This is a genomic window from Flavivirga aquimarina, assembly GCF_030540835.1.
GTDB lineage: Bacteria > Bacteroidota > Bacteroidia > Flavobacteriales > Flavobacteriaceae > Flavivirga > Flavivirga aquimarina.
Genome location: NZ_JAUOEK010000184.1, coordinates 265,556 through 280,122, shown reverse-complemented (window position 1 = coordinate 280,122; position 14,567 = coordinate 265,556). Strand labels below are relative to the sequence as shown.

Genomic DNA, 14,567 nt, shown 5'->3' with positions numbered 1-14,567 from the left:
AAGTTTATTGTAGCATAAATTTAAAAATTATCAGAAACTTTATAGGCGTTAATTACAGCACGTTCACCTTCTTTGCCTTTTTTAGAGTTTCCATGCTCCATTCCTATAATACCTTTAAAACCTTTAGAGTGAATATGCTTAAAAACATTTTTATAGTTAATTTCGCCGGTCGTAGGTTCTTTTCTACCTGGGTTGTCACCTACTTGGAAATAAGCTATTTCATCCCAACAGGCATCAATGTTAGGAATTAAGTTGCCTTCTTGTATTTGTTGATGATAAATATCAAAAAGAATTTTACAAGATGGTGAGTCTACAGCTTTACATATTTGATAAGCTTGAGGGGATTCACTTAAAAATTGGCCTGGGTGATTTCTAAAGTTCAATGGTTCTAATACCATAGTTAAGTTATGCGGTTCTAAAATAGCTGAAGCTTGTTTTAAAGTTTCAATAACGTGCTTGGTTTGATAACCCATGTTTTGTTTTAAATCTACATGACCAGGAACCACGGTCATCCATTTTGCATTAACACGTTTTGCTACTTCGACAGATGCTTTTATATCATTTAAAAACGCTTCGCGTTTTTCCAGGTTACCGCTTGAGAGATTAGGTTCTTTCCAAGAAATTTTATGTGCAACAAAAACCCCCATTTTTATACCTCTATCAATCATAACCTTGGTCATGGCATCCTGGGTTTTAACAGAACGGTTTTTCATGCCGTTATCCTCAAAAGCTGTAAAGCCTTCATCGGCCATAAAACTTAATTGATCGATAGGGCTTTCTCCTGCATGATGTTTAAACATGCCCAAATGAGGCGCATAATTCAATTTAAAGGAGTTAAGAGCTATATTTTTTTGGTTTCCAGATGTATTTAAAGCATTAAGCCCTGTAAGTCCCAACCCTAAAAAGGATGCAGCAGTAGCGCTTTTTTTTATAAATATTCGTCTATCCATTTTATAAATTTTTTAAATAAAAGTTGTTTCACCAGGAACTGGAATAGGGTAATTGCCAAATTCATCGGGAATTACCGGAGGTATTGAATCAAATGATAAAGTGTCTTCGTTTGGAACCAGGTTATGTTCAAAAGCCATGGCCTCGTCCCATGTAATTTGTTTTCCGGAATAGGTTGCCATTCTTCCTAAAATAGCTGTCATGGTACTTTTTACACCATAATCAACATTATTAATTACTTCTCCATTTCTAATAGCAGCAAAAAGTTTGTCATGCTCAACTTGATATGGGTTTTTATACATTTCGTCATCATGCGTATAAATAACATCACCAGAATACGATTTTAATAATGCGTTATTCGCACCACTGGTTTCTGAAGTTCCTAAGGTACCTTGAAACGATTCGGAAACACGAGTTAAACAACCTTTTTGATGCCTGCATTGACTTGAAATAATAGCGCCACTGGGGTATTCAAATTCTACAAAGTGATGATCGAAAATTTGACCATGATCTTTACCATTTCTTACTTGTCTTCCGCCCATACCCTGTGCTTTAATAGGGTATTCTCCTATAAACCAGTTAGCGACGTCTAAGTTGTGAATATGCTGTTCTAATATATGATCGCCACAAAGCCAATTAAAATAATACCAGTTTCGCATTTGGTATTCCATTTCGGTATAATTTTCCTTTCTGGGGCGTACCCATACACCGCCACTATTCCAATACACTTGACCAGAGACAATTTTGCCTAAATCGCCTTTTTTAATATGGTTAAATGATTCTAGATAGCTAGATTGATAACGTCTTTGCAAACCCAGAACAACATTAAGTTTTTTTGCTTCTGCTATTTTAGCAGCCTCTAAAACTTTTTTTACTCCTGCTACATCAGTAGCTACAGGTTTTTCCATAAAAACGTGTTTGCCTTGCGAAATAGCATATTCAAAATGCTGAGGTCTAAACCCCGGGGGTGTTGTTAGTATAATAACATCGGCTTCGTCGATAGCCTTTTTATAGGAACCGAACCCGAAAAATTTCATGGTATTTTTTACTGGTATTCGTGTGGGATCAAATATTTTAGATAAGTTTTCATAAGACTTATCTACTTGATCTTTAAAAGCGTCAGCCATAGCTACTAATTGCACATTCTCATCTGCTTTGAGTGCTTGAACAACAGCTCCAGTACCTCTGCCACCACAGCCTATTACAGCCAATTTTAAAATATTTTCTTTCTTTTTAAAAGGCGTTGCACTTAATAATGAAGGTGCAAGTATAATGCCACTAGTTGCTAAAGATGACCCTTTTACAAAATCTCTGCGTGTAAAATTTTTAGTTTCATTGCTCATAATAATGATTAATTAAGATTAAAATCTTTAATAACTTCTAGCCAGTATTTTTGAATATTTTCTTTTGATGGCTGTATCTTAGGTCTAACTATTCGAAAGCCTATAAATGGTGCATCAGTATGCCACCAGTCACTTTTAGGAATTTGAGGGTCTCTTCTTTTCCATAAGGGATTTGACGGCGTTCTGGAAGTACAACAGATTTTATCGGCTGTATCTTTCCATGAACCACCTCTTAAAACCCTAGGGTAAAGTTCTGTAGGTTTATTCCAGGGGTTTTCTTTAGGTGATGTTTCATAATACGAAGTGCTGTATTGGTCTAGTACCCATTCAGATACATTTCCTAGCATATCATAAACCCCAATTTTATTGGCATTTTTAAGTCCTATTTTTTTATATTTATTTTCTGAGTTTCCCGAGAACCAAGAAACATCATTAATTGTCTCTGTTTTGTCTGTTTCTCCTTTTTTACAAACATACTCCCATTCTGCCTCTGTAGGCAAACGATAGAAAATACCTGTTTTTGATGAAAGCCATTTACAATACATAATGGCTGCATATTGAGTCATGTTTACTGCTGGAGCAGATACTTTTCCCATATTAAAACTCATATCTACATAAGGTGTTGTTGCTCCAGAAAGAGCGTCTATGCCTAAAGCATCAAGTTTAGGGTTTTCTTTTAAATCAGTGTTATCAAATTTTTCATAAACAAAAGCATCGTATTGTTTCCAAGTAATTTCATATTTGCCAATCCAAAAATCGTCTAATTTAACTTGGTGTTGAGGTTTTTCGTTTTTTTTACGAGTAGTATCATTTTTATCAGCTCCCATATAAAACGTACCGCCTTCAATAGCCACTAGGTCTATGGCAATTTGCTTATCTTCAATAGTTATCGTATAATCTTTAAATTCTTGTGCGGTTAATGTTTTAAGCGAAATAAATAAAGTCATTAATAAAGTTATGGTATAAGATTTATTTATGACTTTCATTATGTAGTTATTCTAAAATTAAAAAAAATGATTTTGATTTTGTGCCCAAATTTATAAAGACCATGCTTTTCCATTGGTTGCTTCTTCAACAGAGATGCAGCTATTGTAAACTCCTGGAATTGGATCGTAGGCTAAAACTTCTTCGCCTACTTTTTCGGATGTAAAATACCCAAACAGTGTGTAATATTTAACGGATAGTAAAAATTTATAAATAGAATAGGTTTCAACTTTATTTGAAGGTGCCTCTAAATCTACATTTGTTATTATGGCTTCGGCATCTTCTTTTAATAAAGTTTCAACATCTTCAACAGAGAGACCATCAGTAGGAGTGAAATAAGAATTTAATAGTTTTTCAAAATCCTCTTTTTCCCCTTTTAAAGTAGTCTCATAGTTAAATGAATTGTTAAATTTTTTCACAAAAAATGTGGCGCCAGTATTAAACAATTTTTTATTCACTGCTGTTTCCATATCATGATACATTAAATCTAAAAATTGAGGAACATTTACATCTAAAGCACCTGGCGTTTCAGAAGTTGGTAAAATAATATCAGCCAAATGTGTTACGATATGTTTTTCTGTTTCAGATAGAAATAATGGCGTCCATGATTCCGTTTTAGCAGTGCAAGAATTAAGTATGCTCAACACAGTTGGTGTTGCAATAGTATAACCCAAACCTGCAGTTAAGTTTTTTAAAGCATCTCTTCTATTCATAACTTTAAACTTTTTTGTTCTTTTTAAATTCTGAGGCAGCATGATTTGCAGCTCTAGCTGTTAACGCCATATAAGTTAGTGACGGATTTTGACAAGCAGAAGAAGCCATACATGCACCATCGGTAACATAAACATTAGGTACAGCGTGTATTTGATTGTGTTTGTTTAATACCGAGGTTTTTGGGTTTCTTCCCATTCTAGCTGTTCCCATTTCATGAATACATGCACCTTGTATAGCTTTACCCATAATGCCTTTAACATTTTTATAACCTGCAGCTTTTAACATAGCTACAGCTTGATTCATCATGTCTTCACGCATTTTCATTTCGTTATCTTTAAATTCAGCATCGATATCTAAAGTAGGAAGCCCCCACTCATCAAGTTTATTGTAATTTAAAGATATTTTATTGTCATGATAAGGTAAACATTCGCCAAATCCCGTCATTCCAACAACCCAATGCCCGGGTTTTAAAAGTTCGTCTTTTAATGCTTTACCAAAACTTAGTTCTGAAACAGCTCGTTTCCAATTTGTCCTACTGGCAGCACCTTGGTAGCCATAACCACGAACAAAATTTTTGGCTTTGGTTTTATTATCACCTAAATTTCTAAAACGTGGAATGTAAAAACCATTAGGGCGTCTACCTTTATAATATTTGTCCTCAAAACCTTCAATTTCAGCTCTAGCTCCTACTGCATAATGATGATCCATAAGGTTATGCCCTAATTCGCCACTATCATTTCCCAAACCATTTGGGAATCGTTCTGATTTCGATTGTAATAAGATACTGGTAGTTCCTATAGTTGAAGCACAACCAAAAATAATGGATGCCTTAAAAAAGAATTTTTCTTTGGTTTCGGCATCAATAACTTTAACTCCAGATGCTAATTTGGTTTCGGCATCATATACTATTTCATAAGCTATAGAATTGGGTCGTAAATGCATATTTCCGGTGCGTTCGGCTGCGGGTAATGTCGAAGAGTTGCTACTAAAGTAACCTCCAAAAGGGCACCCGCGAATACATCTATTTCTGTATTGGCAGTTAGAACGTCCTTCGTGAGCAGTGTCGCCTGTTTTATTAGCAACACGTCCGATGGTTAACAAACGGCCATCGTCAAATTCGTTTTCTATATTTTTTTGCAAATCTTTTTCTACACAATTTAGCTCCATTGGGGCTGATAGTTTGCCGTCTGGTAGTTGTGCTAATCCTAAATTTTTACCAGAAACACCAATAAATTTTTCCACTTTATCATACCAAGGCGCAATATCATTGTAGCGAATAGGCCAATCAACACCATGGCCATCTAATTTATTGGCTTCAAAATCCATTTCGCTCCAGCGGTATGATTGTCTTCCCCACATAATTGATCGTCCTCCAACATGGTAACCACGCAACCAAAGGTAATCTTTTACTTCATTATATGGATGCTTTAAATCGTCAACAAACCAATGTCTACTTTCGGGTTTTGTTAAAGTGCCACCCCATAAACGACTCTGCGTATGTTGCCTTTTTTGAGTTTCTTTGCTTTGTGCACCACGGTGTTCAAAATCCCAGGAATCTTTGTGCATTGTTGGGTAATCTTCAATATGGTTTACCATACGTCCACGATCAAGAACCAGCGTTTTTAACCCATTTTCACAAAGCTCTTTAGCAGCCCAGCCTCCACTTACCCCTGTGCCAATTACAATAGCATCGTAGGTAGTTGGGTATTCTGTTATTTTGTCTTCTATCATTGAAAATTGTATAAGGAATTTAGTATGTAGGTTAATAATTTAACAATTTGACAATCATTATTAACTGTTAAAACATAGAGAAAATGATAATTAAACGGTTAATTAACGGAAATTTAATTAATTTGCATAACAATAATGTTCAAATTATTTCAGTGAAAATAAATATACAGGAGATTCAGCCTTATGAAGCCGATGGAGTGACGTATCATGCAGATACCTGTATACCTCTGGTTGATGCAGTTAAACGCAAAAAATTAAAGTTTAAGGCGTTGGCAAGGCATACTTATCCGGGAGATAGATTGGATGATAATACATTGGGTCTTAATAGCATTGGTTATTGGGATGCGAGTGAACCACAAGATTGGGGTTTAGATTGGCATCGTAATGAAGGTATAGAGTTTCATTTTTTGGAATCTGGTACCATGCCTTATTGTCAAGAAAATAGTGAGGTATTGCTTACGCCGAATCATTTAACAATTACAAGGCCTTGGGAAGCGCATAAAGTAGGTAATCCATTTATTGGAATGGGTAAATTTTACTGGGTTATTATTGATTTAGGAGTTCGTAGACCCCATCAAGATTGGGTTTGGCCAGATTGGATTACATTAACTGAAAATGATTTAACCAGATTGACTACTATTTTAAGGCAAAACGAAAAGTCTATTTGGAAAACAGATCAACGTGTTAGAGATTGTTTTTTGCGTATTAATAAAGCTATTAATACAGATGTAAATGGGAGTAATGCATCACGAATTAGGCTTCTTATTAATTATTTGCTCATTTTATTACTTGATTTACTAAATACGGATGATATTGTTTTAAATGAGTCTTTAACAGATAGTTCTAGAAGTGTAAAGTTTTTTTTAAAAGAGCTTGATAAAAACCTTTCAGAGAATTGGACTATAGACTTAATGGCGCAATCTGCAGGCGTTGGTTTAACCAGATTTACACATCACTGTAAGCAATTAACCAACTTAACACCAATGCGTTATTTAGTAATTAAACGGTTGGAGTTGTCGAAAGAAATACTTAAAAAGGATAAAGATTTAACAATTTCTGAAGTGGCTTACATGTGTGGTTTTGCAACCAGTCAATATTTTGCAACCGTATTTAAAAAACATGAAAAATGCTCGCCTAACGAGTATCGTGCAAAAAATGTTGATGATTTTCAGCTTGCTTAACAACTTCAAAATACATTAAGCGATTTTTGTTTAAATTCTTTCACTGAATAAAAATACACAATAAATTAAATTGATTTATATACTTTCACATGGTTATCAATGTTTTGTGACTAAATAAAACAGCTTACCATGGATAGAAGAAATTTTGTGATTAAAACAGCTCAAACAAGTGTCGCATTGTCAATACTTGGTCTTTCAGCTTGTAAAAAAGAAGAGAAAAAGAAAGGAGTGGAAGATGAAGTTTTAACGGATGCACCTTTGTTTTTTAAAATGTCTTTAGCGCAATGGTCGTTGCATAGAACTTTATATGATAAAAAAATGGATCATCTGGACTTTGCAGCTAAATCTAGAAGTTTTGGTTTTGAAGGGGTAGAATACGTTAGCGGCTTTTTTAAAGATAAGGCAAAAGATATGACTTATTTAAAGGAGATGAAGTTACGAGCTAATATTGAAGGACAGCAGAATGTTTTAATAATGATAGATGGAGAAGGAGGGTTAGCACATTTTGATAATGAGAAAAGATTAAAGGCTATAGAAAATCATTATAAATGGGTAGAAGCTGCTCATTTTTTAGGGTGCCATGCTATTCGTGTAAACCTTGCAGGAGGTGTAAATAAAGGAGAGGCTGCAAAAGCTAGTGTAGATTCTTTAGAACAACTTTCTGAATTCGCAAAAGATTCAAATATTAATATTTTGGTTGAAAATCATGGTGGTTTTTCTTCGAACGGAAAATGGATGGCAGAAGTGTTTTCTCAAATTAAAAATAAAAACTGTGGCACATTACCAGACTTTGGTAATTTCTGTATAGAAAGAAGTAAAGAAAATGGTTGTGTTGAAGAATATGATAAATACCAAGGGATGAAAGAGTTGTTGCCTTATGCAAAAGCAGTAAGTGCAAAGTCACGTAATTTTAATGAAAAAGGCGAAGATGAATCGATTGATTATTATAAAATAATGAAAATGGTTAAGCAATCGGGTTATAAAGGATTTATTGGTGTTGAGTATGAAGGAAAAATAATGTCTGAAGACAAAGGAATTGAACTAACTAGAGATTTATTAATACGAGTTGGAAAACAACTTTCGTAAAATTTATACTAATTAAACTAAATAAAAATGGAGAATATTAACAAAAACAGACTTTTTTTAGCAAGCTGTATATCTTTAATTGTTACAGCCATGACCTTTGCTATAAGAGCAGGTATATTAGGTCAATTAGGAAGCGATTTTCAATTATCTGACACCGAATTAGGCTGGGTAAACAGTATGGCGTTTTTAGGCTTTCCGATAGCTACAATTTTTGGAGGATTAGTTTATAATTCTGTCGGACCCCGAAAATTAATGATCATTGCTTTTGTTTCTCATTTACTAGGGATTTTGCTTACCATTTTTGCAGGCGGATTTTGGACACTTCTTATTTCCACATTTTTTATAGGTTTTGCTAATGGTTCTGTAGAAGCTGCATGTAATCCACTAATAGCAGACATGTATACTAAAAATAGAACGACCATGTTGAATAAGTTCCATGTATGGTTTCCAGGAGGTATTGTTATTGGCGCTTTAGCATCAAAATTTATGACAGATGCAGGTATGAATTGGCAATGGCAAATAGGAATCATGTTAATTCCAACATTGTTGTATGGCTTTTTATTTTTGGGACAAAAATTCCCCAAAAACGAAAATATTGTTTCCGATACTAAAGTAAATATAAAAAGTCTTCTGTCACCCTTATTTATCTTTATGGTAATTTGTATGACATTAACTGCTACAACAGAACTAGGGACACAGCAATGGGTTGAAAGAATTCTTGGAAATTCAGGAGCGAGTCCTATGTTAATTTTAGCAATGGTTACTGGGTTAATGGCTGTAGGACGTTATTTTGCAGGTCCAATAATTCATAAACTTAATCCACCTGGTGTGTTGTTGGGTTCTGCAATTATTTCTGCGTTAGCTATATATTTAATGAGTTCAGCTACTGGAGGTATGGTATATGTTTCGGCTATATTATTTGCTATTGGTGTTTGTTATTTTTGGCCTACAATGATAGGTTTTGTTAGTGAATATATACCAAAAACAGGAGCCTTAGGAATGTCTTTAATTGGTGGTGCGGGTATGTTTGCCACGAGTATTTGGCAACCAGTTATTGGGTCATGGTTAGATAATGCTAAATCTGCTGCAATAGACTCAGGTGTTTCTGTAGAACAAGCAGAATTAATGGCAGGACAAGAAACCCTTAGTAATATTGCTATTTTCCCGATGGTATTAGTCGTCTTATTTGGTATTCTTTATACACAACGTAAAAAATTAGAAGCAAATAGAGTTTAAATAACATATTTCATAAAATTTAAATGAATAGAAAATTAAGAATGGGAATGATTGGCGGTGGCGCCGGATCATTCATTGGGGATGTACATAGAAAAGCAGCTTCAATTGATGGAATGATTGAATTAGTATGTGGCGCATTTAGTAGTGATGCCGAAAGATCAATCGCTTCAGGAAAAGCATTATATCTTCCAGAAGATAGGTGCTATGGAAGTTTTGAAGACATGATTTTAAAAGAAAAAGAGCTGCCAGAAGGTGTTCGTATGGATTTTGTAGCTATAGTAACACCAAATCACATGCACTTTCCGCCGGCAAAAATGGCTTTAGAAAATGGTTTTCATGTGGTGAGCGATAAACCTATGACCTTAACGTTAGATGAAGCCATAGAATTAGAAAAAATCGTCACAAAAAGTGGAAAACTATTTGCTTTAACACATAATTATACCGGGCATCCTTTAGTGAAACAAGCCAAAGCTATGGTGGCTAAAGGTGATTTAGGAAACATTAGAAAAATACAAGTACAATATTTACAAGGGTGGTTATCTACATCATTAGAAAAAACAGGACAAAAACAAGCTGCCTGGAGGGTAGACCCTAAACGTTCTGGAATAGGAGGCGCACTAGGTGATATTGGTACGCATGCCGAAAATTTAGTAGAATATATTACCGGATTAAAAATTGAAGAATTAGCCGCAGATCTTGGTAGGTTTGGAGAAGGCAGAACTTTAGATGATGATGGGAATTTATTGCTCCGTATGGAAAACGGTGCCAAAGGAACCATGTCTTTTTCGCAAATTGCTTTAGGTGAAGAAAATAACTTAGCGATTAAAGTATATGGTGAAAAAGGAAGCTTAGAATGGCATCAGGAAAACCCGAATCAACTCATTACACATTGGTTGGATAAACCAGTAAAAGTATTTACCCCTAATGGAAATGATTTGTATGATGAAGCTTTAAACGTATCAAGAATTCCAGCTGGTCATCCAGAAGGTTATTTAGAAGCATTTGCTACTATTTATAAAAATTTCGCAACACATTTAATGGCAGTTTTAAATGGTGACACTATTGAAACCCCAGATTATCCAACAGCAAAAGATGGAGTTCGTGGTATGCAGTTTATTTATGCTGCTGTAGAAAGCGACAAGAATAACGCGACTTGGACAAAGTTCAAAAAGTAATTCTTCGATGTTTAAATTGAAGTTTCCGTTGAAATTCATTCCTGCGAAAGCAGAAATCTAAAAGTTGATTTTTAGGTTTTAATAATAAAATAATAATAATTAACGTGCCCAGTTCCTCCCTTACGGGGAGGTTAGGTGGGGCTTAAGTAAGAGTAAAAAATATGAAAACATTAAAAGGACCAGCTGTTTTTTTAGCGCAATTTGCAGGAAGTGAAGCACCGTTTAACAGTTTAGATGGCATGTGTAAATGGGCATCAGATTTAGGATATAAAGGCATTCAAATACCAACTTGGGAGTCGAGTTTAATTGACGTTGAAAAGGCTGCTGAAAGTCAAACCTATTGTGATGAATTAAAAGGCAAAGTGAATTCTTATGGTTTAGAGATTACTGAATTATCTACACATTTACAAGGGCAGTTAGTGGCAGTAAATCCTGCATACGATACTATGTTCGATGGTTTTGCACCAGAGCATGTAAGAGGCAACCCAAAAGCTAGAACAGAATGGGCTATCGATTTTGTTAAAAAATCTGGAACAGCAAGTGGAAGATTAGGCTTAAAATCACATGCATCATTTTCAGGAGCATTAATGTGGCATACCGTATACCCATGGCCGCAACGCCCAAACGGATTGGTAGAAATGGGCTTTAAGGAATTAGCAGATAGATGGCTGCCAATACTAAACCATTTTGATGAACATGGTGTTGATGTCTGCTACGAAATTCATCCTGGAGAAGATTTGCACGATGGTATTTCGTATGAACGCTTTTTAGAAGCAACAGGCAATCATAAACGGGCTAATTTACTTTATGACCCAAGCCATTTTGTACTTCAACAATTAGATTATTTATCATTTATAGACATTTATCACGAACGTATTAAAGCGTTTCATGTAAAAGATGCAGAATTTAATCCAACAGGAAGACAAGGTGTTTACGGTGGGTATTCCGATTGGAAAGATCGTGCCGGACGTTTTAGATCGTTGGGTGATGGGCAAGTAGATTTTAAAAGTATTTTTTCAAAGCTAACTAAATATGAAATAGATGTTTGGGCGGTTATGGAATGGGAGTGCTGTATAAAATCTTCAGAACAAGGAGCAAGAGAAGGCGCCCCTTTTATTCAAAGTCATATTATAGAAGCCGCAGAACGTAGTTTTGATGATTTTGCTGGCGGTGAAACAGATGAAAAGTTATTAAAAGGTATTTTGGGAATTTAAAATAAAAATTCAATGAGGAAAATAGTTTTATCCATTTTAATTATGAGTTCGTTCTTTTCTTTTGCTCAAAAAAGTGAAAAAAAAATGAAACCATCAGATACAGAGCTTTGGGAGCCAAAAGTAAATGTGGTAAAACCTGGAGTGAATAATGCAGCGCCAAGTGATGCCATAGTACTTTTTGATGGTAAAGATTTAAGTCAATGGGTAAGTGTCAAAGATTCTACCGCTGCTAATTGGCATCTTAATAAAGATGGTAGCATGACTGTGAAAAATAAGGCAGGCGATATTAGAACAAAACAAAGTTTTGGAAGTGTGCAACTTCATATTGAATGGAAATCACCTTCAGAAGTTAATGGAGAAGGACAGAGTAGAGGAAACAGTGGTATCTTTTTACAAAGTCAATATGAAGTGCAAGTACTGGATAATAACAATAATGCCACGTATGTAAACGGACAAGTAGCATCTATTTACAAACAGTCTGTTCCATTAGTGCACGCCGCTGTTGAAACTGGTGGGTGGAATGCCTACGATATTATTTACCATGCACCTGAATTTGATTTAGGTGGAAATTTAACAAAACAGGCTACAATTACAGTATTGTTAAATGGTGTTTTGGTTCAAGATCACTTTAATATATTAGGGCCTACAGTATTTATTGGGCACCCAAAATATAGTAAACACGGTAAAGCACCTTTAAAACTTCAAGATCATAGAGATAACAGTCGGGTAAGCTATAGAAATATTTGGGTAAGAGAACTCGAATGAAAATAGTTACACAATATTGGATATGAATATTTTGTGTTTAATGTTGTGTAATTCATAATAAGTTGTAATTTTGCGGCTCATATTAACGAAAGGGGCTCACGCCGACGATTTAGAGTTAATAGTTAAGATGGTTATTCAGTGAAAGCAGGAAACAACATATCTCTTATCTCTTCTGTTCTAGTAGAAACTACTAGAGCTACTGTTGTACGTTTTCCTCAAACTCGCCCCTAAGGGGCTATTCAGTTTACGAAAGTATACGTTACTTTCAATTTTCGTTATTTTTTTAGAGTATAAATTTAAAAGCTAAAATTAGCTAAATACTTGGGTTTTAATCGAATCTTAAGTGTTTAATAATTATTGAAAAATGAATTCAATATTGGATATAGAAAAGAATACTGTCGTAGAAGAAGCAAAGGCCTATCATAAAGAACAGGGTCTGGAAGTTGTTTTTACTCATGAGATATCTAAAACAGAGTTGCAGATTATTTCAGAAAGAACAAAAAAGCTTCCTGCTATGTATCATGCAAGTGTAGGGATGTTACTTGACCGATTAAAAAATGGTTGCTACCTTTTAGTAAAAGACGATGAGATTTACGGGCACATTTTTGCTCATAGGCATACCATACAGAAATATTCTGTTTACGAACGTTCCTCTTTGTGGATACATAAAAAGTATAGAAACCATAATTTAGGATTGCTCTTAATGGATTGCCTAACTAAACGGTTTACAAAAGATTTTCTTATTTCAATTGCTCAAGAACGAACTGTTCATACTAATAATGAACTATTGGGTATGAAGCATATTACTCTAAAAGAACTCTCTCCCGTTTTAGTCGAAACTTTAGAAGAGATAGGTAAACTAAGGGATGAGTATAAATATAAATACTATGTTAATCCGTATTTTGAATCAAAAATTCAAAAGTTTAACAAGATTCTTACAAAATAAAATATAATACGAATAAATGAAAAAGTTAGTAATAGCATATAGTGGCGGATTAGATACGTCTTACTGTGCAGTAAGTTTATCAAAAGAGTATGATGTTCATGCCGTAAGTGTGAATACAGGAGGTTTTACGCAAGAAGAGATTAAACAAATAGAAAGTAACGCTTATAAAATGGGTGTTTCAACCTATAAGAATATTGATGCAGTTGCTACGTTTTATCAAAAAGTAGTGAAGTATTTAATCTTTGGAAATGTATTAAAAAATAATAGTTACCCATTATCTGTAAGTGCCGAACGTATTATTCAAGCTATCGAAATTATTGAGTATGCTAAGAGTATTGATGCAGAATATATTGCTCATGGTAGTACAGGCGCAGGAAACGATCAAGTACGTTTCGATATGATTTTTCAAACATTGGCACCAAATATTAAAATTATTACACCAATTAGAGATGAGAAATTAACGAGGCAACAAGAAATTGATTACCTAAAAGAAAATGGTATTGAGGCGTCTTGGGAAAAAGCAAAATACTCAGTTAATAAAGGGCTTTGGGGAACAAGTGTTGGAGGCGAAGAAACGTTAACATCAGAAAAACCATTACCGAGTGAAGCTTACCCATCACAGTTAGAAAAAGAAGGTGAAGAAAAAGTAATAATAACATTTAAAAATGGAGAATTTGTAGCTTTAAATGGTGAGGAAAATATTCCAGAAGTTAATATTGAAAAGTTAAATGATATAGCTTCGGCCTATGCCATTGGTAGAGACATTCACGTTGGCGATACTATTGTTGGTATTAAAGGGCGTGTAGGTTTTGAGGCAGCAGCAGCGTTAATTACCGTAAAAGCACATCATTTATTAGAGAAACATACGCTAACAAAATGGCAATTACAGCATAAAGAGTATTTATCTAGTTTTTATGGGATGCATTTGCATGAAGGTCAATATTTAGACCCTGTGATGCGTAATATAGAATCCTTTTTACAAAGCAGTCAAGATATGGTAACAGGTGACGTTATAGTAACTTTAAAACCGTATCATTTTTCATTAGATGGTATTAAGTCAGAACATGATTTAATGAGTGCTAAGTTTGGAAGTTATGGAGAAGAAAATAAAGCTTGGACAGCAGATGATGCTAAAGGATTTATCAAAATTCTAGGAAATCAAAATAAAATATATCAACAGGTAAATTCTTAAATCGAGACCTGTCAGGTTTTTAAAACCTGGCAGGTCTAAAGAACCAAAATAA

General features: G+C 34.5%; 13 protein-coding genes. 8 read left to right on the top strand and 5 right to left on the bottom strand.

Annotated elements, in window-relative coordinates; genetic code table 11:
• Positions 1-20: 20 nt before the first annotated feature.
• The 5 genes from Q4Q35_RS21305 to Q4Q35_RS21285 are packed head-to-tail and all read right to left on the bottom strand — an operon-like array spanning position 21 to position 5,720.
• Positions 21-950 carry a hydroxypyruvate isomerase family protein gene (locus tag Q4Q35_RS21305; RefSeq protein ID WP_303280085.1) on the bottom strand — a complete coding sequence of 310 codons (930 nt, stop codon included), beginning with the start codon at positions 948-950 and terminating at the stop codon, positions 21-23.
• Positions 951-962: 12 nt separating this feature from the next.
• Positions 963-2,291 carry a Gfo/Idh/MocA family protein gene (locus tag Q4Q35_RS21300; RefSeq protein ID WP_303280083.1) on the bottom strand — a complete coding sequence of 443 codons (1,329 nt, stop codon included), beginning with the start codon at positions 2,289-2,291 and terminating at the stop codon, positions 963-965.
• An 8-nt stretch (positions 2,292-2,299) separates the two neighbouring features.
• Positions 2,300-3,277 carry a formylglycine-generating enzyme family protein gene (locus Q4Q35_RS21295; RefSeq protein ID WP_303280082.1) on the bottom strand — a complete coding sequence of 326 codons (978 nt, stop codon included), beginning with the start codon at positions 3,275-3,277 and terminating at the stop codon, positions 2,300-2,302.
• Positions 3,278-3,328: 51 nt separating this feature from the next.
• Entirely contained in the window at positions 3,329-3,988 is a 660-nt protein-coding gene (locus Q4Q35_RS21290) for a gluconate 2-dehydrogenase subunit 3 family protein (protein ID WP_303280081.1), read from the bottom strand.
• Positions 3,989-3,992: 4 nt separating this feature from the next.
• Positions 3,993-5,720 carry a GMC oxidoreductase gene (locus Q4Q35_RS21285; protein WP_303280080.1) on the bottom strand — a complete coding sequence of 576 codons (1,728 nt, stop codon included), beginning with the start codon at positions 5,718-5,720 and terminating at the stop codon, positions 3,993-3,995.
• Positions 5,721-5,803: 83 nt separating this feature from the next.
• Here Q4Q35_RS21285 and Q4Q35_RS21280 point away from each other — a divergent pair, with 83 nt between their 5' ends.
• The 8 genes from Q4Q35_RS21280 (at position 5,804) to Q4Q35_RS21245 (ending at position 14,515) form a co-directional block, all read left to right on the top strand.
• Positions 5,804-6,901 carry a helix-turn-helix domain-containing protein gene (locus Q4Q35_RS21280; RefSeq protein ID WP_303280079.1) on the top strand — a complete coding sequence of 366 codons (1,098 nt, stop codon included), beginning with the start codon at positions 5,804-5,806 and terminating at the stop codon, positions 6,899-6,901.
• 129 nt (positions 6,902-7,030) lie between these two features.
• The gene (locus tag Q4Q35_RS21275) at positions 7,031-7,987 is read left to right on the top strand and encodes a sugar phosphate isomerase/epimerase family protein (RefSeq protein WP_303280078.1); all 957 of its coding nucleotides are present in this window, start codon (positions 7,031-7,033) and stop codon (positions 7,985-7,987) included.
• Positions 7,988-8,014: 27 nt separating this feature from the next.
• Positions 8,015-9,223: an MFS transporter gene (locus Q4Q35_RS21270; protein WP_303280077.1), complete on the top strand. Its 1,209-nt coding sequence runs from the start codon at positions 8,015-8,017 to the stop codon at positions 9,221-9,223.
• Between the two features lie 23 nt (positions 9,224-9,246).
• Complete coding sequence (locus Q4Q35_RS21265; protein ID WP_303280076.1) at positions 9,247-10,398, top strand: Gfo/Idh/MocA family protein; 1,152 nt, start codon at positions 9,247-9,249, stop codon at positions 10,396-10,398.
• Positions 10,399-10,559: 161 nt separating this feature from the next.
• Complete coding sequence (locus Q4Q35_RS21260; RefSeq protein ID WP_303280075.1) at positions 10,560-11,612, top strand: sugar phosphate isomerase/epimerase family protein; 1,053 nt, start codon at positions 10,560-10,562, stop codon at positions 11,610-11,612.
• A gap of 12 nt (positions 11,613-11,624) precedes the next feature.
• Positions 11,625-12,377, top strand: coding sequence for a 3-keto-disaccharide hydrolase (locus Q4Q35_RS21255; protein ID WP_303280074.1), 753 nt, complete (start codon positions 11,625-11,627; stop codon positions 12,375-12,377).
• Positions 12,378-12,741: 364 nt separating this feature from the next.
• The gene (locus Q4Q35_RS21250) at positions 12,742-13,323 is read left to right on the top strand and encodes a GNAT family N-acetyltransferase (RefSeq protein WP_303280073.1); all 582 of its coding nucleotides are present in this window, start codon (positions 12,742-12,744) and stop codon (positions 13,321-13,323) included.
• Positions 13,324-13,339: 16 nt separating this feature from the next.
• Positions 13,340-14,515, top strand: a complete 1,176-nt coding sequence (locus tag Q4Q35_RS21245) for an argininosuccinate synthase (protein WP_303280072.1) — start codon at positions 13,340-13,342, stop codon at positions 14,513-14,515.
• The last annotated feature ends 52 nt before the right edge of the window (positions 14,516-14,567 follow it).